Origin of the sequence: Pontibacillus salicampi, assembly GCF_042434395.1 — a bacterium.
In the GTDB taxonomy this organism is placed as follows: domain Bacteria; phylum Bacillota; class Bacilli; order Bacillales; family BH030062; genus Pontibacillus; species Pontibacillus salicampi.
Window position 1 is genome coordinate 639,788 of sequence record NZ_JBHLTP010000003.1, and the last position, 23,800, is coordinate 663,587.

Here is a 23,800-nt window from a genome sequence, read left to right on the forward strand (position 1 = left end):
GATTACTTTATATCCGTTTCTTATATATGGAGATAACTAACCCTTGGATGATAAACGTTAATAATATAATAAAGAAGAAAACATCTCGATATTCTTCAATCGTTAAGGGATGTAGGTAAGAATGAACGACTTCTACAAGCAGCCATCCAATCGGAAAAATAGGTGAAGAGTACATGTACGATCGATTTAAAATCTGCATGCCACGTTCATCCTTCCCTTCCTCACCGAACTGAAATTTCAAGGAAACAATGAGATACACAATAAATAATGGAACGAGTAGGATATACAAGATAGTAAACATATTTATTCCTCCTTCAATTTATATTGAAAAACCTCTGTAATATCTTTATCAAAGAGAACGGCGATTTCAAAAGCTAGCTTTAAGGATGGGTTATATTTATTATTCTCCAACGAAATGATCGTTTGTCTGCTGACACCGAGCATTTCTGCCACTTGTTTCTGTGACCACTTTTGCTCGGCTCTTAATACGCTGAGCCTGTTTTGCAAATCTCCCGACGCTTTTAAACCCACGAGGTATATCCTCCCTTCCAAGTAATGTGTGGTAAACTATTTTTTACATTATGTTATAAATAGTTTACTTCAATAACAGAAGGTATGCAACAAGAAAAGTAAAATGATAGAAAATTATTCACATACATTACATAATAAGGTAATATTTTACTACATGATTGATTCATAGCGACCGCAAAGTAAATACAGTGATTTTCTCTATCCCTAGTGAAACGCCACTTGTGAAAATATCTATTTCGTCTCGAAAATTAAGGAAAATGGAATTGATTATATAGGTGTATACGAAGTTAGGAGGAATTGTCCAATGTAGGAATCCCCTTTATTACAGCAACATTTTTTTGATAAAGGGGTAGAGGAAATGAAGCAAAAAGTATCATTCCGGTTTTTGTGGATGGGGCAGTCGTTTGCGAATCTGGGAGATGTATTTTATATAGTTGGTTTAGTAGCCATTCTGTATATGGAATCTGGGTCTGCGTTTTACGTCGCTGTTTTGCCTTTTTTAAATACGTTTGGTCGCTTTGCTGGCGGAATTGCTTCTCCAATATTGTTTTCGGCATTTTCATTGAAGCGTGTTCTGGCCTGTTCTCAAATACTGAAAACCATTTTGTTGGTTATGCTCTGTTCAATTTATATCGGGACTAACGTGTCAGTCGTTTTTGTATTTGCTTGTATAGTGTTTATTGCATTTCTAGATGGGTTTGCCAGTCCGGCAATGACAGCGATGGTACCGAGGCTGGTGGAGTATGATGAGATAGTAAGAGCCAATAGCTTCTTATCGGTCGTAACGGAAACTATTCAATTAGGAGGATGGGCTGTTGGCGGGCTATTGGTTGCCTTGTTTAATGGTCCATCTATCCTTTGGATTACATGTGTACTATTTATTCTGTCTTCTATCATGATGGCATTGTTACAGGATCCTGTTCATAATACGTCCAATCAAAAAAATACAAAAGCATTTATTAGCCAGCTTACAAAAGGGTGGAAGCTGATATGGTTTAGCCCTTTGTACAGAACGATTCATATACTCTTACTATTGGAAGTAATGGCAAGCGTTGTTTGGATAGCAGCTATCCTTTATGTATTTGTAGCAGAAGTTCTTCAAGTATCAGAGGCATGGTGGGGGTATATTAATACCACCTTCTTTATAGGGTTATTAATTGGCGGGATAGGCTGCTCTAAGCTCTTTCGTTTTGTAGAGCATCATACTAGAACGCTGTTCCTTCTTTCTTCTATAGGAGTTTGTGCTGTAACAGTATGGTTTGGGTTAAATTATGTGCCATGGATAGCGCTATTCCTTTCTATTCTGGTTGGCATATTAGGACAGATAAAATCTATAACTATCGACTCCATTCTGCAAAAGAGGTCGTCCACTGAGGACCTACCAATCTTGTACGGTGCCCAAGGAGCTCTCTTATCGTTATCGTTTGGTGTGTCCTCTCTGTTGTTTGGAGCAATGACAGAGTGGAAAGGTGCTCCAATAGCCTTTATGGCAGCAGGTTCCATACTAGGCTTAGCCGCAATCATTGGATGGATAAATAAGAAAAATTTGCCAAAGAACATTGACTAAATAATTGGAATACTATATAGTAAATGAAAATCATACGACTTGCGTTGATGAGGACACGGATGTAGGAATTAGCTTTCAGAGAAGGGAGCACTGCTGAAAACTCCCTAGCAAAAACCTGCTATTCACCACCTTTAAGCCGTTCTGGTGAAACGATAGTAGCCAGAACCGTAGCTGCTACGATACAGCAATCAAGCCATTTATGCGATAAGTATAGATGGGAACTTGGGTGGAACCACGGGTATAAGCACTCGTCCCTTTTGGAGGGATGAGTGCTTTTTTATGTCATGTATATAGGTGAAGAAAAGGACATGGGTTTATTATGGAGCAAGTACAGAGAGGGAAGGTTAGGTGAGAGCTTCCCAGTGGCACAAATAAACTTACCACCTTGGAGCCGTATTGGGGAACAACAAGTATCCAATACCGTTTGCTGCGTTATAGCTACCATGAGCCGTCATGTAGAAATGTGATGGGAAGTTGGGTGGAACCACGGGTAATGAACACGCTCGTCCCTTATTGCAGGGATGATGCGTGTTTTTTTATATTTATATTCGTACAGGAGGAATTGGAATGGAGAATAAACACATACAAATTACATTTCCGAATGGGGAGAAGAAATCATATCCATTAGGCGTATCCCTTGAGCAAATAGCTGGTTCGATTAGTTCCAGTTTACGTAAAAAATCTGTGACTGGGAGGGTAAATGGGGAGCTATTTGATTATCAAAGGCCTATTCTGCACGACGCCTCCATTGAATTATGTGATTTACAGTCCGATGTGGGACTAGAAGTATTACGGCATTCAATGGCACATATATTAGCGCAAGCTGTGAAAAGAATTTATCATAACAGCCGTGTTCACCTAGGAGTTGGACCTGTTGTGGAGCATGGCTTTTATTATGATATGGATTTGTCGGTGAGTATTGGGGAGGAAGATTTATCGCTCATTGAAAAGGAAATGAATAACATTGTATCAGAGAACCTCCCTATTGAGCGGGAGGAAGTAAGTAGAGTGGAAGCGGAGCAAATTTTTAAGGAAGATCCTCTTAAGCTTGAATTGCTTAAAGATATACCGGTAGAGGATCAAGTAACGATTTATCGACAAGGAGAATTTATTGATTTATGCAAGGGTCCTCATCTGCCGTCCACAAAATATGCAAAGGCATTCTCCTTGCGGAATGTGGCGGGAGCTTATTGGAAGGGCGATAATCGTAACAGGATGCTGCAACGTATCTATGGAGTGGCATTTGCTTCAAAAGATGATGTAAAACAATATCAAGCATTTCTGGAAGACGCAGAAAGAAGAAATCATCGTACATTGGGAAAAGATTTGGAGTTATTCATGTTCTCTGAAGAGGCGCCAGGAATGCCTTTCTTTTTAGCCAATGGCCAGATTATTCGTAATGAACTGGAAGTGTTCTTAAGAGGTTTGCAACAGGCATACGATTATAGTGAGGTAAGGACACCTATTATGATGAATCAACGTTTATGGGAGCAATCAGGCCATTGGGATCATTACAAGGATAATATGTATTTCTCTGACGTGGATGAACAGAGGTTTGCTCTGAAGCCGATGAACTGCCCAGGACATATGCTTATTTATAAGCATCAATTACGATCCTATCGAGATCTGCCAATTAGAATGGCTGAATTTGGTCAGGTACATCGTCACGAATTTAGCGGCTCTCTCAATGGTATGCTAAGAGTGCGCACGTTTTGTCAGGATGATGCTCATATTTTCGTAAGGGAAGATCAGATAGAAGCTGAGGTGAAACATGCTCTCCAATTAATTGACAATGTGTACCAAACTTTCGGATTTTCCTATCGTATCGAGCTATCCACTAGACCAGAGGATTCAATGGGCGACGACGCTTTGTGGGAAAAGGCAGAAGGCGCTCTTCGTAATGTGCTTCACTCTCTTCATTACAATTACTCTGTTAATAAAGGCGATGGTGCCTTTTATGGACCAAAAATTGATATTCATATTAATGATGCACTAAATCGAAGTCATCAATGTGCAACAGTCCAACTAGACTTTCAAATGCCGGAGAAATTTGATTTGCAATTTGTAGATCAACACAATTGCAAAAAAAGACCTGTCGTAATCCATCGAGCTGTGTTTGGCTCGATTGACCGTTTCTTAGGCATTCTTATTGAACATTTTGGCGGAGCATTTCCTGTTTGGTTAGCTCCTGTACAGATAAAAGTCCTACCAGTGTCTTCCTCTCATCATGCATATGCCGAGCACATATTACAGCAGCTAAAGAGAGACGGTGTGCGAGTTGAAGTGGATGATCGACAAGAGAAATTAGGATATAGAATAAGAGAAGCCCAAGTAAAGAAAACCCCATATATTGTAGTAGTCGGTGATGAAGAACAGCAGCAGGCGACTGTTTCCGTAAGAAAATATGGGGAGGATGACCTAAATAAAATGGAGTTAGATAACTTCATCTCCAGTATTAATCAAATGATACGGGATAAGAAGTAGCCTTTTAATAGCTGAGCCACTGCGCTCAGCTAATTTCATTTCTTTTAAGGATCTAAACTTATCTAAATCGAAGACTTAGGTTTGAAATAATGTGGTTGAAGAAGGTCCATACGTAAATGAGAGATAAGAACCACCCGGTTTCCTACTACATGGTGTGGGGTAGTTCAATGTCATGAAGCAGTTTTAGCCGACCCTCTTTACTAACTCCCCATGACAAAATTGTACAATCAGGAAGGGATTTGAAGATGTTTGTATAATCTTCCTAATAGGCCGTTTGAAAGTCATGGAGACGGAAAGATGTCTATCTTATTATCATACGAAGCCGTATGATCCAGTCCATATTGTTGCAATACCAAAGAAGTAGATCTCCTCGCTGGTAGCAGTCGAAGAAGCAGAGGAGGACTTGGTATTGGAACTGGTGAACATGGTGAAGAAAGTGGCTCAAACTGTACAGGAAGAGTATGGAGCTTTCCGAGTTCTGACCAATCTTGGTCAACATCAAGACTCCAAACATTTACACTGGCACGTTGCTCATGGAGAATCGCTTAGTTAGTAGGAAAGGGAGTGGAAATAATGAAGGACATTCAGACAACATTAAATGATTATTTTAATGCTTGGAATCAAGCTCTACAGACTAAGGATGGAGAGTTCATCAGGCAGTATATGTCTCGAAGTTTTGTTGGGTATTGGGCTTATTCTGAGGTAAGAGAGCCCGACCCGTATTACTATGACTATGACTTACATCTTGTATTGAAACAAATGAATGATGCAGAGAAAAGCTTTCACCCATTATCCATAGTGGAAAGGAAGGGTGGGCAAGAAGCCATCGTAGTCGGAAGAGAAACAAATGTTATCAAAGGGGAGCCTTTTAGTGCTCACTGTATGTTTATATGGGGGAGAGAGGATGAGGGCTGGAAGCTGCAAAGAGAGTATATAGAGTTAGAATCATAATTCCCTCCAATTGCTAGCTGATATGCTTTGTAAAAAGCCCCAACTCCAGCTGGAGCGGGGCTTTTCCAATTATTTTTTACTTTTTTCTTGTAGCCAGCTGTTGAACTTCTCACTGCCTGCGTCCTGTTGTTGCTGATGAAGCTTATTTTTGCCGTAGCGCTGGAATGCTTGGTCACGGTGATAACGGTATATTGGTAATGTTTCTCCTTCTGCAGAGGAGATTATATTGAAGGTAACATAACTGTCATCAGATTCCGGTTCTAATGCAATAGCTGCCAGGTTTGCTGAGACTTGTGCGGTTGGCACAACATACGTACCTTTTTCAATTTTTTTCCTCTTATTAGAAAGGTCTGTTTGGACGTTGGTTCTGTTATACCCTTCGTAAAAGCCTCCATCTTCTTTAGAAGTAACCTTGTACGCTTCCACATTTAGATTAACGTCAAAAGGAAGCTGAAATGCATGTACACCGCTGAGCTTCAGTTTTTCAATTACTTCTTTTTCACTCTTGTCAATAAAATAAGCTTGAGGTCTTTCCCTTGTCAATGTTGGGATGGCATCAGAAGAACTGAAGTATTGTACAGGGATGTCCTTTGTATCCCCTTTAGCAATATCAACGACTTCTAACGTCTCATTGTCTTGCTCTGCACGCTTATCCTCTACAATAATTTCGTCGTTATCGCGAGCAAGGAACCCTTTCTTCACAATGTCTTTCCTTGCATTCCAAACTAGCTTTTTAATTTCCTTAGCATTCTGAGCAGTAGTTTCAATGATGCTTTCATGTGTTTCCTGTTGAGAAGCTACCCTGCGTGCAAAATTTTCTCTTCCTATTCCAATTCCTCTTGATTCTACAAGAAAGGAAATAGATGGAGTAAGGCCAAATGCGTTTCGTCCTATTCTAGGGTCTGTTCCACCTTCCTTAATGACAACATCTTCATCATCTCTTCCAGTTACATAATAGTTTCGGCTGGAATAGCCTTTCTCCTTCAATTGCTCTTGTGCGTTATCAATAAATAAATCGTTTGAGACATCCCGAATCTCTTGGGGGATGTTTAAGTTCTTACCAGATAATATGGTTATGTCATGATACTTTAAGTACCCTTCTTCTCCTAAGTCACTGAATAATTCGTTACCTACACTGTATTCATGTGCATCAATAGTAACTTCAGGACGGTATTGGTTATGAAGCTGGTGAATCGCCTTGACCTCTGGTAAATCAAATTTTATGTGATCCCGATTAGCATCTAATCCATTCGCAGCGTGTCGATCGAACGCATAAGAGCCATCAGGATTAACTCGAGGAACTACGATAACGTTAATCTTGGAAAGAACGTTATCCCCGAAAGACCCAGCCAAACTTTGCATAGTTGCAAGGACCCCTTCTCCGGCAGCAGGTTCATTTCCATGGATTTGTCCTTGCAGCCAAACCGTAGGCTTATGCTTATCGTATTTACCATCCTCTGCGAAGAACATGGCTGGTATAGAACGATCTTCGATAGAAGTGCCTATGTTTTTAATCGTTATGTTATCGCTCTCTTTTTCAAGCTTATGAATGAACTGCAGCATTTCCTCTTGGGTAGTAAATGCTTTGTTGTCCTTCATAAAAGCAGGAGTAGTTAAATCTCTCTCTGGAGCAGGATATAGATTAAGTACTTGATCTGGCTGACTATACACTTTACCATAATACGGTGTATCCTCGGCCTGCACTTCGTTCGCTGTTCCCATTGTCATACCGGCAAGTAATAAAATGGGTATGACCAAGTAGACTATGCGTTTCTTCATCATCTTCATCAAATTCTCCTCTCTAATATGAAATGCATGCTCAGTGTATCGTCTCCGTAAGAATATTACAAAAATTTATTCTTTTCGTACTTTTGGGTATATCGCTGCTTGAAATCGCTTTATATGGAATTTAATGGAATAATATTCCGAAATCTATGCTATTATTTGCTGTTTCATTGCTGCAAACATAGTACGCTCTTGATAGATAATTGATGAAATTGCATAGATAGTCTCACATGAAGGACCGTCATTCTTTAGTATGTAAAGCAAGTTATAAACCTACACAAAAGAGCCCTCACTAATAAATAGAGAGGGCTCTCGTATTAATATCCTACTTCTACTGAAGCATTAACCATGTACATTAAGTCATTTTTGTCTTCTTTTTCAGGAAGTTCAATACCGCTCGTCGTCAACATCCCGCCATCCATTACTTCAACTTGGACGGTCCCATATGGAATTTGTTGTTTAATTGCCTCCAGGTCTACTGACTCTTTATCCGCTGGCACTGCGAGCTTCACGTGAACTTTCATGTTATCCAGATTTTCCTCCGGTAAGCTATACCGTACTCCTGGCATAGAGTTTGTATGAATGGCGTCTTTAATAGCGCGTTCAGATGCTTTTGTCACATTTTGTCCATGCACGTCAACACCCATTCCAGTTTGAATAAATAGTAATTGATCCATTGGTAAAAACCTCCTTTATTAGAGTTATTTTCATTGTAACATGCAGTCGGATTCTATTTTAACTGTTAGGGTTATGTATATTAGGGAGAACCGAAATGCTCCTCATTATAATTAGTGCATGTGGCTTATAAAAGTAAACGAAAGCGATAATCATTGTTGATGTTAGGTTAATCAATATAATGGGGAGACAGTGGAAGACTTGGATTCGAGATGGTTTGGAAGGAGTATAGAAAGAACAGTTGATTGGGCTGGAATCACTCCGCTTTCCTACAACCCCACGTCGGATGGGGCCGCGGGAATGTGGAGCTAATTCCGATCACTCAACTCGCCTTTCAGCAACGGATCAACATTATCTCGACTTCAAGTCTTCCACATAAGGAAGCTATACAGAAATATCAACCACTTGACCTTGTCATACGATCTAGTGCTTCTATTGGACTTTTTTCTGATGCGTAGTACAATAGTATTCGTTTCGAAAAAGATAGGATTCAGGTGAATGATGACAATGATAATTGAAAAAAGAGGACATTTTTATACAACTTTAGCAAAGCAAAACGACTATGACCTTGAGTTGAAGAATGCAATGAAACAAACCGTTGTACATTTGCTGGAGCAAAATACAACCTTAGCACGACCTGGGATGCTGCTCGGAAATATTCAAAGTGGAAAAACGAGAGCATTTATCGGAGTCATGAGCTTAGCATTTGATAATGGGTATGACATAGCAATTATACTGACAAAAGGTACAAAAGCACTAGCTCATCAAACGTATCAACGATTAAAGAAAGAATTCTATACATTTCAGGAGCAAGATGAGCTTCAGGTTTATGATATTATGCATTTGCCAGATTTTCTTGTTGCCTATGAGCTTAATCAGAAACTAATCTTTGTTGTGAAAAAGCAAAAGCAAAATCTCGAAAGACTGTATGAGACACTGTTTGAGGAATATCCAGCACTAGGGAAAAGGAAGACGCTTATTATAGATGATGAAGCGGATTACGCCAGCATAGGATTCGAAAAGACGAACAGGGAAACAACTGAAATACGAACCATAGCAGGACAATTGGATAACATTCGAAACTGTTTGATGGATACGAGCCTTTTACAGGTTACAGCAACCCCTTATTCGCTATATCTTCAACCGGAGAATCTCCAGGTACATGAACATAAGCGTTTTCAACCCATACGACCCGCCTTTACATCGCTCGTTCCCATACCTGACCAATATGTCGGTGGAGACTTTTATTTTAAGGAGAGCGATGAGGAATATTCTTTAGCTTCTTATGTATATGAACCTATACTCTCTGATGAATTAGTAATTTTAAAGAAAGAGGACAGGCGACGCTTCAAGGTGGAACATGCCCTGACCAGTCATAAAGTACAGAGTCTTAGGAGGGCAATTGTACAATTTATTGTCGGAACTAGCATCAGAAGAAGGCAGCAAAGAAGGCAAGGGGAAATAGAAAAGAAGTATTCCTTTATCATGCATACGCAGATCAACAAAGCTACCCATGAGTGGCAGCGATATGTTGTAGAAAGCATGGTATCATCCCTTCAGTATGCAGCTCAATACGAACCGGACCTGATTACACCCATACTCGAGGAAACCTACCATTCTATATGCTGTTCATTGGAGAAGACGTTTGCTCGTGATGATATTCCTTCTTTTCAACAGGTCCATGTGGATGTCCTGAGAGCCTTATCGGCAGAATATTTACTAGTAACTACTGTGAATTCCGAAAAACAGGTGGAACAATTATTAAATGAGCAGGGAGAACTTAGGTTGCGAACCCCTATGACTATTTTTATCGGAGGGCAAATACTAGACAGAGGAATAACTGTGCAGAATTTAGTTGGTTTTTATTATGGTAGAAACCCTAAAACGTTTCAGCAGGATACAGTCTTACAGCATTCCAGAATGTACGGATACAGGGACAGAGGGGATCTCGCCATTACTCGTTTTTACACGACACCTGCGATTTATGAAACAATGAAACAAATAAACGAGATGGATAGTGCACTTCGGAGTGCGTTTGAATCTGGAGGCCACAAAGGTGGCATCGTATTTATTCAAAAGGATGCTCAAGATCGCATTATCCCATGCTCCCCCAACAAGTTACTACTCTCGAAGACAACAACCCTAAAGCCTTCCAAGCGAATGCTGCCAGTTGGATTTCAAACCGGTTATAAAACGTATATTCAAAAGCATATAAAAGCTATTGATTCAATAGTGGAGGGAATATCTGAAAAGACTCCTGTACTACTTCCTGTTGAAAAGGCAGTGGCAATAATAAAGAGGATAGCGGACACCATCTATATGGAGGAAGGATATACGTGGAATGCTGATGCAATGATTGCTGCGATGAAGTATTTGTCCTATCAATCTAGTGACCCAGCATCTTCTGGTTACGTATGGATTATTGTTAGGCGTAATCGCACAATTTCCAGGTATGATCAAAATGGACGGTTTATTAGTGCGCCTGATACACCAGGAACCGGAGGCGGAGAAGCCCATATAGCAAGAGAAAAAGCGATCACGGTACCTGCTTTAATACTGTTAAAGCAAAAAGGGGAAAAAGAGAAAGGTTGGATGGATGCTCCGTTTTGGTGGCCTGTATTAATGACTCCTCAAGAAACAGAGCCGGCGATTTTCGCTAATGAGGTTGGGCAGAAGGATTAGATGAATATGGAGAGAGTTGCTACTTACTTGTATGTATGCAGCTCTCTCGTTTTTTTATACTCGTATTCTTGCTTGTATAATCTTTTTAAGTGAGTGCGGTGGATAAGACGAATAGTAGGACGAATAAGTAATTGCACACTACCTAGGACAAATAGACTTACTCCCCATGTTTTTATTGGTTCAGTAAAGTAAAAGCATATACTTCCTACAAGAAACCAAATTCCAATCAGGACATCATTAAGCGTGTAGAGTATTTCATATGTCTTTTTAAAAAATAAATCATGGTTACCAATTTTAATATCTACATATTCCTCTTTATTATGATGTGCTGCATCTGCCTGTTGATGGCGTACATGTTCCAAAGCATACTGCCTCCTTCCAACACATAATCTATCTCTTTCATTCCCTGAACATCCAGAATTTAATCATCAATGGTGTAAGCCGAATTCCATGGCTGAGTCATATAGTGACATAGAAAAGTATCCGTTCGGTCCTTGAGAATGAAGCGTAGGAATCTTTACTTCTTAAGGAAACTTACTATTATCTTGAAAACAAAGTCTACAAGATAAGGAGGATTATATGGAATCAACCAATTTGTATTAAGGGGATTATTTTATATAGAAGGAACGGATTCAAAACTCCATCGTGGAACTTAGAAAGCCGTTACTACGTATAGGTAGTAAAAGGAGGGGTTCAATGCATGGTGTTACATATTTTTACGCTTTATCTGCGATTGGGTTAATGTTTTTCATTCCATATTTAATCATAAAAGATTGTAAGAGGAAACAGAGTATCACTTCACTATTCAACTCTATTGCATTACCACTAGTTTGGCTATTTGTTGCTTTAGGTGAAGTATTAAAAACAATCTTGTCTGATTCATCCATGGAAACATACAATCAAATTTTCTTTCTCGGGCTTGTTGTATTTATCGTTTGTCCACTTGTAATGATCATTTTATTCAATGTAAAAAAGGATTATCAAAAGTGGGGCGATCCAAAGGAATATAAATACGAGTGGTTATACAAAGTTCGATACCTGTTAGTCGCAGGCGTGGGGGCACTTTTCTTAGCTGCATTATATCAATTCTATCAAATTTTCGACTTTCTTTTTTAAACTTTAACACGTAATCAAGTGTGTTAGTGTATATGGCATTTATTCTTTGTAGGTTTTGGCAACATGTTTATTAGACAAGGTGTATAAATAAACGCGTTATACAGTGCATTAACGTGTATTATCATTCAATGTTGGCAATTATCTTGAAACTGAGTCTTTAAGTAAAGGGCAGATTTCTGGAAGACTCCGTTTCGAGACTTTTCGGGGTTCGTTGCTGTTTGGAGAGTAAGGGGTGGTTGGGAAGCCACTCGCTTTCCTGCGGGGATGACGGCAAGCCTCCTCGAGCTAAAGCTCTGCCTGCAGGGTCTCGCCAGCCAATCCCACGGGAGTCTCGCAGCTTCCCAACCACCCCTTCGATTATGTGAGAAACGAACCCCTATACCAGGAAGCTGTATCTTCCACCATCACTACCTATAGCAAGAAAGAGCTCTATTACAAGCGGTTATGAGCTCTATCCATACAATGGAAGCTTTGTGTTACAGTTCCTATACGTATAAAATGCACCTAATTCTGAAAGTGATTTCGAGATATTTATTAGGCCGAGGGGCGGAGGGGAATGGCGAGACTCCTGCGGGAAAAAGTGCAGGGTGAGACCCCACAGGACGGAGTCCGAGGAGGCTCACCGCGCTCCCGCGGAAAGCGAGCTATTCCTCGCAGCCCCCATCCACTCAACAGAAGTCTCGAAACGGAGTCTTCCACAAACGGGGGGGGGCTTTACTTTAACAAACTTCGCGAACAAAAAGACCTTAAATATGCATCATTTTATACATTGATGATAATAATTAAGGTCTTTTTATATTCAAAAAATATAATGCCATTTCATACATGGAATAACTGCCAAATACATGTTAGTTCAAGCTTTACTCCAATATATCTTTATTCTAGGCTTCGACTATTTCCTTGCATCATGTCAATCAACTAACATCGGTTAATAAGAGAACCAAATGAAAAAGCGCGCATCGTCTTAGAAGCGCGCTTTTATGATAGCTATTAGGCAGTGGTTGCACCACCTCTTAAATCTCGTTCAATGTCTTCCAAACTCCGACCCTTCGTTTCAGGTACGAAGCGAAGGACAAATAGGAATGCTATTACACCGATGATTGCAAAAATAACGAATACCCAAGCCGTTCCAATTGCTCCTAGCAGGATAGGGAAGGTTAACGATACAATTAGGTTGGCTAATGATAATAATAGTGTCGTAAATCCTGTAGCAGCTCCTCTTGCTTTAAGCGGGAAGAGTTCAGGAAGCATAACCCATACAACTGGTCCCCATGTAGCTGAGAAAAAGATAATGAAGATACCGAGAAAGACGACGGTCAACCAGGCGATTGTTGTGGTTAGTTGAGCTGTAAACAGTATAGTGGCCAATACAGCTAAGCTAGTTACCATACCAGCATTTCCGATTAACAGAAGCTTCTTCCTGCCCAGCTTATCTATCGTGGCAATAGCAACAAGCGTCATTAGCACATTTAAGGTACCGATACCAACAGTGCCTAAGATAGAAGCTGAATCTCCCAATCCAGCCTTAGTAAATATAGTTGGGGCATAGTAAATAACCGCGTTAATTCCAATGAGCTGCTGGAATATTGCAATGCCACTGCCTACTATTAGCATAGGACGAACCCATTTTGATTTGAGAACTTCCCATGTGCTTTCCTGCTCGTTCTCCATTTTATTCATTTGTTCTATTTCGTCCTCTATTTCCTCTTGCTTTCTTGTAAGAGCCATAATCTTACGTGCTTCGTTTTCACGATTATGCTTCAGCAGCCATCTTGGACTTTCAGGCATAAAAAGAACACCTATCATTAGAACGATGGCAGGTACGGCTGCGAGTCCAACCATCCAACGCCATCCCTCGATTGGACTGAAGGCATAATTGACAAGATATGCTAGAACGATACCAATCGTGATCATTAATTGATTCAACGAGGCAAGAGCACCTCTTGAATTAGTCGGAGCCATCTCTGATAAATAAACAGGAACAATTGCTGTAGAACCACCAACAGCAAGCCCTAATATTATCCTCCCAGTTATTAATATTGCTGCATTAGGGGCAAATGCTAAAATCAGTGATCCGATTAAGTAAATAAGAGCAATAACAAAGACAACTCGTCTTCGTCCAAACCGATCAGATACATATCCACTCATTCCTGCACCGACAATGGCACCAACAAGCAAGGAGCTTACTACGACTCCCTCTAAAAAGTTGGATAAAGGAATGTCGTTTGAAATAAATAGAAGAGCTCCTGAGATGACACCGGTATCATACCCGTACAATAATCCTCCCAGCGCACCAAAGAAAAAAATCCAACCTTTACTAAGATTATAATTCATGCTGTTCCCACCTTTATACTCACCTGTAGTTAATATTGTTGAACACTACCTAAACGTGATTCCCTAGTATTGGTAAAAAATAAACATATACAGGAACGTTATGTTAAATAAAACAGGCGAAAGGTGTGGAATGTATTATCGTGAATCAATCTTCATCTGACATTTTTGGTAACTAAGCTATTAAATGAAAAACTCCAGAGATATAGTCTCTCTGGAGTGAAGAACACAGCTAGTGGGAAGCGTAATCTGTAAGGTGGGTTGTCTCATTATAGCTTTTTAATTCCCAATTATCCTGAAGCCGTTCAATATTAGAAATACACGCATTAATTAGCTTTGTTTTCCCTGTTCCTATTTCCCCATCTGTTAAGACAGATAAAATACAATTAATGACAGCGCCGTGGGCGACAAGTAGTACCTTCTTGCTTGGAAAGTGATGCTGGATCGAATGAAGACCTTCAAATATTCGATGTTGAAAATCTTCAAAGCTTTCCATTCCTGGATAATTGCGGTCTGGAAATTGAGCATTAATTTCTTCGTGTGTTAAACCGGAGCCTTTGCCGAAAGCTCGCTCCTTGAAATGCTCCATCATTACAATCTCTTTATCCTCTGGTAAATAGTGCTCAATGATATATGCCGTTTCCTTCGCACGTGAAAGGGGGCTGGCAACAATCGCGTCCCATTGGTCGTTTTTGAGAAAGGCTCCGCATTCCTTCGCCTGGCGTCGCCCTAGTTCATTTAACGGTATATCCTCTTGACCTTGCAAACGTTTAGCGCGGTTCCAATCTGTTTCACCATGTCGAACCAGACATATTGTCGTCACTACATATCGTCCTCTCTCTTCTATAAATACATCATAGCTTATTTTAATAGTCGCTTAATAATGGATAACCCAAATTTAGAGCCGGGGTACCGGAAGGAAAAATCAAATTTTGTTGTTTGGTGAACGATACTTTTACGGTGGGAAAACGCATCGAAGCTCGCTTTCCCGTGATAGCTCCCAGTGCCACTCGGCCCAACTCCACCAAAAGGTAAATGAGGATTGGCAACGTGAAGAATTGTATCGTTTACACATCCACCGCCAAAAGGAATTTGCTCTAAAATAGTATTTTCTCTTTGTTCATCTTCTGTGAAATAGTACAACGCTAGAGGCTTCTCTTTACTTCTAACCTTTTCCACTACCTCGTCTAGACTGTCAAATGTCAATACTGGAAGGATAGGACCAAATATCTCCTCCTGCATGACTGGATCATCCCACGTAATGTGATCTAATATAGTTGGTTCCATAACTAGCTGGTCGCGATTCGTAGAGCCGCCATATAGTAACTCCCCATTCTCTAGGTAGGGGAATAATCGATCAAAGTGCTTCTGATTTACAATGTGGGTGTACTCTTCATTGTCCAATGCTTTCGATCCATACAGTTCTTGAATAGCATCCTTTAATTTACTTAACAGCTCCGGCTTTACATCACGATGGACATATAAGTAATCAGGTGCGATGCACGTTTGCCCAGCATTAATAAACTTTCCCCAGGCTATTCGTTTCGCAGCAAGATCCAATTTTGCTGTTTCATCCACTATGACTGGACTTTTACCACCTAACTCTAAAACAACAGGTGTTAATTGTTTAGCAGCTTTCTCCATGACGATTTTTCCGACTGGAACGCTTCCCGTGAAGAAGATAATGTCAAATTTTTGCTCTAATAGCTCTTGACTGACCTCAACAGCGCCTTCCACTACTGTGAAATACGATTGCTCAAATGTTTCATTGATAATTTCACGCAATAGGGAGGAAACGTGTGGCGTGAGCTCTGATGGCTTTAATATAACCGTGTTGCCAGCAGCAATAGCACCAAGTACTGGAGCAAGAGCTAGTTGAAAAGGGTAATTCCATGGTGCGATAACTAGGGAAACCCCGTAAGGCTCTTTATAAATATAGCTTTTAGAGCCTATGTGAGAAACTGGTGTCTTAACCTTCTCAGGCTTCATCCACCCCTCTAGTTCCTTAACCATCATACTAATTTCGGCATACAAAAAAGCAATCTCCGTTGTATAGGATTCAAACTCTGATTTATGAAGGTCAGACTGTAATGCAGTAAGGATTTCGTCTTCGTGCTTCTCTATTTTTTCTTTCAGCTTTTTTAACTGTGCTATACGAAAGGAGATTGGTCTTGTCTCTTTTGTGTTGAAATAGGCACGTTGTTGTTCTATCAGACTAGGTATATTCACCTTAACATCACCTCATATTCGTTATTTGGAACGTAGATAAATCGTTGGCTATTTTCGTATTAGGGAAGACTGATTGCGCTTCTTGTAATAAAGCATCTATATCATCATCCTGATATCTAGAAGATATATGAGTCAAAATTAGCATTCCTACATTGGCCTTTTTAGCAAGAAGGGCAGCCTGTTCTGTTGTAGAATGATAATAGCTATAGGCTAATTCTGTTTCGCCTTTGGCAAACGTGGCTTCATGAACCAGCAGGTCAGCATCCTGGATAAAATCTTTGGTACTTTCCTGAGATCGTGTATCACCAAGGATGCATATTTTCCGACCAGCTTTATTCTCACCAATAAATTGCTCCCGGTATAATTTTTTTCCATTATATTCTACTACCGGGTTTTCCTTTATTTGCTGATATATAGGACCAGGCTCGATGCCTTCTTCTTTAAGCTTATCAACTAGTAATTCCCCAGGTTTATCGTGTTCTTGAATAGCATAGCCGTAGCTTGTGATACCATGATCCAATTTGTGACAGTGTACCGTACAATGGTCATCCTCATAGAGAAGTCCTTCTTCTACTTCCATTACTTCCACCTGGTAGGCTAAATGAGTACCGCTTACAGCTAGTGCGGTCTCCAGAAATGCTTGAATGCCCTTTGGTCCATAAATGGTTAACGGGCTATCGCCTCCTTGAAAGGAACGACTGCTTATAAAGCCAGGCAATCCGAAAATATGATCCCCATGTAAATGCGTAATGAAGATTTTTTCTACCTTTCTTGGCCGGATATTTGTATGAAGTATTTGGTGCTGGGTTGCTTCCCCGCAATCAAAGAGCCAGGTGCTTCCTCTTTCTTGCAGCATTTGTAATGCAAGAGAGGAGACATTGCGCTTTTTAGAGGGTACACCTGCACCAGTTCCTAAAAAAGTGATATCCAAATTATGGTCCTCCTAAATCATTAACAATGTTTTTCAACTTCTAAAACGAGTTCCTTTAATAATTGAACACTATCTTCAATGGTTAAATAGTAATAACGTTTTGTGCCTTCTTTATGAATGCCGACAATTCCTGCATCTCGCAATATTTTTAAATGATGAGAGATAGCTGGTCTAGACAGAGGAGAGTGCTCGGTAATTTCTGTAACGTTAAGTCGATCATGTTTATCTAACAGCAAGATTATATCTTGTCGAGCGGTATCACCTAACGCATGAAAGGTTAATGTATTGGCACGGAACAACTCTTCAATAAGTTCGCTCATATATGCTAGCTCCTATTGGTTTAAATTTTTAAACGAATTATATGATGAAAATAGGTAAATTGCAAGGAATAAGAAAACTTCTTTCCTGAAAATGTTATTTTCTTGAAACGAATACATAATACAATACGTCTGTAAATGGAAAGATAAAAAGTTGGATAAAGGATGAGATCTCATTGAATTATCGGTTTGTTACTATTATGATGTGTATTTCCCTTATGTCAGCTTGTTCCGCAAAATCTTCTCCTGTACATGGCCTTTCTGAACTGAAACAGAAATACCCGTCTATCACAAAGGAGCTTGATGATGTGTCGCCTGAACAGTTAGACAGGCTGCTCTTACCGGATTACATTCCGTTCGAGGTCAAAGAGGTAGATGCTTTGACCACAACAAGTCAGGAAGAAACGATGATTGAATTGGTGTACTCAAATGGGGATCAAAATGTACATATTATGAAATTAGATGATGTCGCTACCTATAGACAGAGAGAAGGCAAGCAAGTGGAGCTTTCTAATGGTACCAGAGCAAAATACTCTACTAGACAGTTTGGGGACCAATTAACCTGGACTGATCATCAGGAAAAAAGCACCTACATTATTAAGTTAATGAGCTATATGCCGACTAACTCTACAAGCTCAAACATGGAACAATTACTGCGGATAGCAAATTCAATGCATACAGCGTCTTAGTACAAACCCGAAAGGAAGGTACCATGTTCATCAAAATGGGGAGATAGTGGTAGACTCAGATTCGCGATAATTTTCAGGGATGGGTCCTATCCGTTTTATAGGCCATTCCTTTCTTCCGATAAATGCCCATCTTACATAAAGTTATCTCCATTTAAAGTTCTCCACATACGAGGGCTCTATATTGAAAATAACCAACAAGCATGGTCAGAGATTAATGAAAGAAGGGGATTGATGAGGTGTGGAAATAATAAACCTGACAACTAAGCAGCAATGGAGAGAATCGTTTCCGATTATGAAGGAACTCAGGACACATCTAACAGAAAAGGATTACATTGCAGATCTTGAACATATGGCCCAAAACGGATACAGTCTGGTGGCTTGTGTAGACAATGGGGAAATGCAGGCGTTGGCTGGTTTTGTTACAGATAGGAGCTTTGCATGGGGGAATTACGTTTGGGTACATGATCTTGTTACTTCATCCACAGCACGATCAAAAGGATACGGAGCGTATGTGTTAAACTACATAGAGCAGTGGGCAAGAGGGCAGGGGTATGAAAAAGTCATTTTATCCTCAGGACTGCAGCGGGAGCAAGCACATCATTTTTATGAACATAAGGTAGATATGAAGAAAAAGAGCTATGTATTTCAAAAAAAGTTATAAATGTGTAGAAATTATGGTTTTGCTCTAGCATTACAACGGATATGCTGTATCAAATTGGGCAAGAATGGGATTGAAGAAACTTTTGACATCCATGACGTTCCATTGTACGATTATAAAAAATACGTATAGTTTCATTAACGGGAAGAGTAGGCTGATATCATGACCTATAGAGAGTCGCTGGCTGGTGGGAAGCGATGGCGGAATCAGTTGAAGATCATCCCTGAGAAGTTCTGCTGAAATACTTGAGAGTAGGTGGAACCGGCTGGCGGCCGTTATCCGTTTTTACCGAGTGCCGTGTGAGTTTATGTACACGGAATATGGGTGGTACCGCGGAATGAACATCCGTCCCTGTTACAACAGGGGCGGATTTTTTGTCTTTTCAGGAAATCTATACCAAATCCTAAGGGATTTTTTATACAAAAATAAGAGGGTAAGAGGTGGAAGAAATGCGCAGTGTTAATACGAAGGAAGCGGCTCTGGAGCGTGAGAATCGTGTGAAGAGCTACTGGAAACAAGAGGATGTCTTCCGACGCTCTATGAATGAGCGCGAAGGTGCAGAAACATTTGTTTTTTATGAAGGACCTCCAACAGCGAACGGGCTTCCCCACGCCGGTCACGTACTTGGCCGAGTGATTAAGGACTTTGTCGGTCGCTACAAAACGATGCAGGGGTACCAGGTTTTGCGTAAAGGAGGCTGGGACACCCATGGTCTCCCAGTTGAATTGGAGGTTGAAAAGCAGCTTGGCATTTCCGGGAAACAGCAGATAGAAGAGTATGGCGTAGAAAAATTCATTGAGAAATGTAAGGAAAGTGTCTTTAACTATGAAAAGGAGTGGCGTGAATTTACGGAATCTATCGGCTATTGGCTAGATATGGATGATCCGTATGTCACTCTTCAAGACCGGTACATTGAGAGTGTCTGGTACATCCTAAGTGATCTTCACAAGCGTAATCTGTTGTCTAAGGGCCATAGGGTAACTCCTTACTGTCCAAGCTGTCAGACGACATTGAGCTCACACGAAGTGGCCCAAGGCTATGAGGATGTGAAAGACCTATCTGCTACAGCGAAGTTTAAAGTCAAAGATACGGAGAATGAGTTCTTCCTTGGCTGGACGACGACGCCTTGGACGTTGCCAGCAAATGTTACACTGGCAGTCCATGCCGACCTGGATTACATTAAAGCGGAAAAAGATGGTGAAGTTTACATCGTTGCTGAGGCACTTGCGGAAAAGAACCTTGGAGAGGGCTACACTGTTCTTTCCAAGCACAAAGGAAGCGAGTTTAGTGGAGTTGCCTATGAAGCTCCATTCCCATTCGTGAAGCCTGAGCGTGGCCATTTTGTCGTAGAAGCTGATTTCGTTAATGCTGAAAGTGGTACAGGTGTCGTACACATCGCTCCTGCCTACGGTGAAGATGACTATAATCTGGTGAAAGAACATAACCTTTCCTTCTTTAACGTAGTAGACGGACAGGGACGCTACACTGCAGATATTCCTCCATTTGAAGGCCGTTTTGTGAAAGATTGTGATGTCGATATCGTAAAATATTTGGCTAATGAGGGACTTCTTTTCCATAAAGAAAAGTACGAACACAGCTATCCGCATTGCTGGCGCTGTGATTCTCCATTACTATATTACGCTATTGAAAGCTGGTTCATAAAAACTACCGAGCTGAAAGACCAATTCCTTGCCAACAACCAACAGGTCGATTGGCACCCTGACCATATTAGAGACGGACGCTTTGGTAATTTTCTTGAGAATATGGTCGATTGGAATATCGGTCGTAACCGTTTTTGGGGAACTCCGCTTCCTATCTGGATGTGTAATTCCTGTGATTATCAATATGCCCCCGACAGTAAAGCGGATCTTCAGGAAAAAGCGAAAGGAGATATTGGAGATGTAGAGCTGCATAAGCCTTATGTCGACCGTGTTCAGCTTACCTGCGAGAAGTGTGGGGGAACGATGGACAGGGTTCCGGAGGTTATTGACGTTTGGTTTGATTCCGGATCGATGCCGTTTGCTCAGCAGCACTACCCATTTGAGAATCAGGAGCAGTTTGAAAAACAGTTTCCGGCGGATGTCATCTGTGAGGGAATTGACCAGACGCGTGGCTGGTTCTACAGCCTGCTTGCTGTTTCTACCCTTTTTACTGGAAAAGCACCTTACAAGCGTGTGCTTTCCACCGGCCATATTCTTGATGAGGAAGGCCGTAAGATGTCGAAGAGTAAAGGAAATGCACTAAATCCAACAGACATCGTAAATAAGTTTGGTGCTGATCCGTTCCGCTGGGCGCTGCTTGCTGACAGTGCACCTTGGAATAACAAACGCTTTTCTGAGCGTGTCGTTATCGAGGCCAAGTCCAAGGTAATCGATACTCTAGTGAACACGCATGGCTTCTATACGTTGTATGCAAACATTGACGGCTACACGTTTAAGAAGGATGAAACTGGAGAAAAGACACTTCTTGATCGCTGGGTCCTTTCTCGCTTGAACAGTGTGACAGCTATCGTAGAGGAAGCTCTTGAGGAGTACGATTTCACAAAAGGAGCAAAGGCTCTGGAGAAATATATTGATGAAGTGAGTAACTGGTATATCCGTCGCTCCCGTGACCGCTTCTGGGAAGAAGGCATGAGCGAGTCTAAAAAAGCTGCTTATCATACACTTCATGAAGTGCTGACACAGCTGAGCAAGCTGATGGCACCATTCACACCGTTCGTGGCTGAAGATATTCATCACAATTTGACAGGTGAGAGTGTTCATTTGGCACATTTCCCTAAATTAGACGATGCAGTAGTGAACAAGCAGCTGGAGAAGGATATGGACACCGTTCTGCAGGTCGTAGAACTGGCCCGAGGAGTACGGAATACAGAAGCAATCAAAACAAAGCAGCCACTTTCTGAGCTTGTCGTAATTCCAGTTAACCCGGAAAGAGGAAAAGCACTCGAGGAGTACAGCAGCATCATCCGTGATGAGATTAACGTTAAAGAAGTGATTGTGAAACAGTCTTCTGAGGATCTTGTCCGTTATGAAGTGAAGCTGAACTTCCGTGCCGCCGGTCCAGTACTTGGTAAGAACGTTGGCGTTGTGAAAGGATATCTAGAACAGCTGTCCGAAGAAGGGGCTGCAGCTGTAGTCCAACAGGAAAAAGCGGTCGTTCCTACAGCTGATGGTGAGGTAGAAGTACCAATGGATCTATTAAACATTGAGCGTGTTGCGGATGCAGGGCTCTCGATGGGAGCGAACCAGGATTTCCATGTTGTACTTGATACAACCATTACAGATGAACTCCGCCTAGAAGGGCTGGCTCGTGAAGTTATCCGTGTCATTCAGGATGAGCGGAAGCATGAGGATCTGCCAATTGATTTACGAATTGATATTACCCTTGCCGGTGATGAAGAAGTGCAGAAAGCCATCAAGCTAAATGAACAGCTAATCCGAGAGAATGTTCTGGTTAAGGAGCTTTCAATCGGTGAGAAAGACGAAATGAAAGAGTTTACCGTCGGTGATCATTCACTGAGACTGGTTCTTCACCAATAAAACAAAATCCCCGGCCTCGGCTGGGGATTTTGTTGTTCCATGCTGAAAAGGAAAAGAACTCTATTCAGTGTTTGAAAAAATATTCGGTGGCACATTCCGTTTCTATTAAGATGGTCATGGAAAAGACATAAGGCTTTCTACTAGCTAGTGTGGACGCCAGTATATTCGCTTGCTAGTTTTTTAAATTTATATGCATCATTTCCAGCCACGCTCGTATGGAACAGGGGAAGGAATTTCTACTCTTAAATCGTCAGCCGCTGCTTTAGCCCAGTATGGATTTCGTAACATGGCTCTGGCAACAAAAATGAGGTCTGCTCGGTTGTTTTGGAGAATTTCCTCAGCCTGTAAACCAGACGTTATCATCCCTACAGCACCTGTTGCAATGTGGGCTTTATGTTTGATGCCCTCAGCGTATCGTAGTTGATACCCCGGGAATACAGGAGGTCGTGCTGGAACAACACCACCTGAACTGCAGTCGATAAGGTCAATGCCAAGCTTCTTCATTTCAGAAGCAAAATAGACGAAATCGTCAAAGGTATTCCCGTCTTCATGATATTCATTTGCTGAGATTCTTACAAAGGTAGGACCATTCCACACTGTTTGAACTGCCTTTATTATTTCTCTTAAAAATAGGAAGCGATTTTCTCTAGTTCCACCGTACTGATCGGTTCTTTTATTAGTGAGTGGCGAAAGGAACTGGTTGATTAAATACCCGTGAGCACCGTGCAATTCTATAATATCAAAATGAGCATCTTTCGCGCGTTGTGCGGCTTCCTGAAAGGCAGTAATCGTTCGCTTGATATCCTCTTGTGACATTTCTATTGGTGTTTTCCTATCTTCTTTAAATGGTAGTGCGCTCGGAGAAAAAATGTCTTCCTCTAATATACCTTTCCTTCCAGAATGCGCCAATTGTATGCTGGATTTTGCTCCATGGCGGTGTATTCCTTCATTCACCTGTTGCAATCCTTTGATATGTTCATCACTCCAGATGCCTAAGTCTCGTGGAGAAATCCTTCCTTCTGGTAAGACAGAAGTTGCTTCGATCATTACTAGTCCAGCTTGACCTGCAGCTCTGCTTTCATAATGAGCAAAGTGGAAAGGAGATACCTTGCCATCCTCTGTTACAGACGAATACATACACATAGGGGACATAACTACTCTATTTTTTAGAGTTACATTGCCAAATGATATCGGGGAAAATAATGCTGCATCCATTTTCTTACCTCCTAAAGTTCATCACATGATACCATCACACATTTTCTCACAAACCAGATAACAGCTCACCCCTTTTGCTTGCATTTTCCAATAGTAAAAC

At 41.0% G+C, this 23,800-nt stretch carries 20 protein-coding genes and 2 other annotated features; of the genes, 9 read left to right on the top strand and 11 right to left on the bottom strand.

Annotated features, from left to right (window positions below):
* Positions 1 to 7 precede the first annotated feature (7 nt).
* Positions 8 to 301, bottom strand: a complete 294-nt coding sequence (locus ACFFGV_RS04685) for a hypothetical protein (protein ID WP_377345414.1) — start codon at positions 299 to 301, stop codon at positions 8 to 10.
* Between the two features lie 2 nt (positions 302 to 303).
* Complete coding sequence (locus ACFFGV_RS04690) at positions 304 to 531, bottom strand: helix-turn-helix transcriptional regulator (protein WP_377345415.1); 228 nt, start codon at positions 529 to 531, stop codon at positions 304 to 306.
* 358 nt (positions 532 to 889) lie between these two features.
* On the opposite strand from ACFFGV_RS04690, the gene ACFFGV_RS04695 reads away from it, so the two are divergent.
* From ACFFGV_RS04695 to ACFFGV_RS04710, 4 genes are all read left to right on the top strand, one after another.
* Positions 890 to 2,098 carry an MFS transporter gene (locus ACFFGV_RS04695; RefSeq protein ID WP_377345416.1) on the top strand — a complete coding sequence of 403 codons (1,209 nt, stop codon included), beginning with the start codon at positions 890 to 892 and terminating at the stop codon, positions 2,096 to 2,098.
* A gap of 288 nt (positions 2,099 to 2,386) precedes the next feature.
* Positions 2,387 to 2,612: a binding site (T-box leader), on the top strand.
* A gap of 53 nt (positions 2,613 to 2,665) precedes the next feature.
* Entirely contained in the window at positions 2,666 to 4,582 is a 1,917-nt protein-coding gene (gene thrS / locus ACFFGV_RS04700) for a threonine--tRNA ligase (RefSeq protein ID WP_377345417.1), read from the top strand.
* Positions 4,583 to 4,955: 373 nt separating this feature from the next.
* The gene (locus ACFFGV_RS04705; RefSeq protein ID WP_377345863.1) at positions 4,956 to 5,135 is read left to right on the top strand and encodes an HIT domain-containing protein; all 180 of its coding nucleotides are present in this window, start codon (positions 4,956 to 4,958) and stop codon (positions 5,133 to 5,135) included.
* 20 nt (positions 5,136 to 5,155) lie between these two features.
* The gene (locus ACFFGV_RS04710) at positions 5,156 to 5,533 is read left to right on the top strand and encodes a DUF4440 domain-containing protein (RefSeq protein WP_377345418.1); all 378 of its coding nucleotides are present in this window, start codon (positions 5,156 to 5,158) and stop codon (positions 5,531 to 5,533) included.
* A gap of 69 nt (positions 5,534 to 5,602) precedes the next feature.
* Here ACFFGV_RS04710 and ACFFGV_RS04715 read toward each other — a convergent pair whose 3' ends face one another.
* Together ACFFGV_RS04715 and ACFFGV_RS04720 are read right to left on the bottom strand one after the other, a co-directional pair.
* Positions 5,603 to 7,321, bottom strand: coding sequence for a M14 family metallopeptidase (locus ACFFGV_RS04715; protein WP_377345419.1), 1,719 nt, complete (start codon positions 7,319 to 7,321; stop codon positions 5,603 to 5,605).
* A gap of 314 nt (positions 7,322 to 7,635) precedes the next feature.
* Entirely contained in the window at positions 7,636 to 7,995 is a 360-nt protein-coding gene (locus ACFFGV_RS04720) for a Lin0512 family protein (protein ID WP_377345420.1), read from the bottom strand.
* A gap of 496 nt (positions 7,996 to 8,491) precedes the next feature.
* On the opposite strand from ACFFGV_RS04720, the gene ACFFGV_RS04725 reads away from it, so the two are divergent.
* Positions 8,492 to 10,675, top strand: a complete 2,184-nt coding sequence (locus ACFFGV_RS04725) for a Z1 domain-containing protein (protein ID WP_377345421.1) — start codon at positions 8,492 to 8,494, stop codon at positions 10,673 to 10,675.
* A 23-nt stretch (positions 10,676 to 10,698) separates the two neighbouring features.
* On the opposite strand, the gene ACFFGV_RS04730 is transcribed toward ACFFGV_RS04725, so the two are convergent.
* Positions 10,699 to 11,037 carry a YrhK family protein gene (locus ACFFGV_RS04730; protein ID WP_377345422.1) on the bottom strand — a complete coding sequence of 113 codons (339 nt, stop codon included), beginning with the start codon at positions 11,035 to 11,037 and terminating at the stop codon, positions 10,699 to 10,701.
* Positions 11,038 to 11,371: 334 nt separating this feature from the next.
* Between ACFFGV_RS04730 and ACFFGV_RS04735 the strand changes: the two genes are divergently transcribed.
* Positions 11,372 to 11,791: a hypothetical protein gene (locus ACFFGV_RS04735; protein ID WP_377345423.1), complete on the top strand. Its 420-nt coding sequence runs from the start codon at positions 11,372 to 11,374 to the stop codon at positions 11,789 to 11,791.
* A 990-nt stretch (positions 11,792 to 12,781) separates the two neighbouring features.
* On the opposite strand, the gene ACFFGV_RS04740 is transcribed toward ACFFGV_RS04735, so the two are convergent.
* The 5 genes from ACFFGV_RS04740 to ACFFGV_RS04760 all read right to left on the bottom strand — a co-directional run bounded on the left by ACFFGV_RS04740 (position 12,782) and on the right by ACFFGV_RS04760 (position 17,602).
* A complete protein-coding gene (locus ACFFGV_RS04740) occupies positions 12,782 to 14,125 on the bottom strand; it encodes a sugar porter family MFS transporter (protein WP_377345424.1) in 1,344 nt (447 codons plus the stop codon).
* Between the two features lie 229 nt (positions 14,126 to 14,354).
* Positions 14,355 to 14,945 (bottom strand): histidine phosphatase family protein, encoded by a 591-nt coding sequence (locus ACFFGV_RS04745; RefSeq protein ID WP_377345425.1) that lies wholly within the window; start codon positions 14,943 to 14,945, stop codon positions 14,355 to 14,357.
* 38 nt (positions 14,946 to 14,983) lie between these two features.
* Positions 14,984 to 16,351, bottom strand: a complete 1,368-nt coding sequence (locus ACFFGV_RS04750) for an aldehyde dehydrogenase (protein ID WP_377345426.1) — start codon at positions 16,349 to 16,351, stop codon at positions 14,984 to 14,986.
* A gap of 7 nt (positions 16,352 to 16,358) precedes the next feature.
* Positions 16,359 to 17,282 (bottom strand): ribonuclease Z, encoded by a 924-nt coding sequence (rnz, locus tag ACFFGV_RS04755; RefSeq protein ID WP_377345427.1) that lies wholly within the window; start codon positions 17,280 to 17,282, stop codon positions 16,359 to 16,361.
* A gap of 20 nt (positions 17,283 to 17,302) precedes the next feature.
* The gene (locus ACFFGV_RS04760; RefSeq protein WP_377345428.1) at positions 17,303 to 17,602 is read right to left on the bottom strand and encodes an ArsR/SmtB family transcription factor; all 300 of its coding nucleotides are present in this window, start codon (positions 17,600 to 17,602) and stop codon (positions 17,303 to 17,305) included.
* 173 nt (positions 17,603 to 17,775) lie between these two features.
* On the opposite strand from ACFFGV_RS04760, the gene ACFFGV_RS04765 reads away from it, so the two are divergent.
* From ACFFGV_RS04765 to ileS, 3 genes are all read left to right on the top strand, one after another.
* Entirely contained in the window at positions 17,776 to 18,288 is a 513-nt protein-coding gene (locus tag ACFFGV_RS04765; RefSeq protein WP_377345429.1) for a hypothetical protein, read from the top strand.
* Positions 18,289 to 18,526: 238 nt separating this feature from the next.
* Positions 18,527 to 18,949, top strand: coding sequence for a GNAT family N-acetyltransferase (locus tag ACFFGV_RS04770; RefSeq protein ID WP_377345430.1), 423 nt, complete (start codon positions 18,527 to 18,529; stop codon positions 18,947 to 18,949).
* A gap of 125 nt (positions 18,950 to 19,074) precedes the next feature.
* Positions 19,075 to 19,302, top strand: a binding site (T-box leader).
* Positions 19,303 to 19,395: 93 nt separating this feature from the next.
* A complete protein-coding gene (gene ileS / locus ACFFGV_RS04775; protein WP_377345431.1) occupies positions 19,396 to 22,485 on the top strand; it encodes an isoleucine--tRNA ligase in 3,090 nt (1,029 codons plus the stop codon).
* Between the two features lie 195 nt (positions 22,486 to 22,680).
* Here ileS and namA read toward each other — a convergent pair whose 3' ends face one another.
* Entirely contained in the window at positions 22,681 to 23,700 is a 1,020-nt protein-coding gene (namA, locus tag ACFFGV_RS04780; protein WP_377345432.1) for an NADPH dehydrogenase NamA, read from the bottom strand.
* Positions 23,701 to 23,800 lie beyond the last annotated feature (100 nt).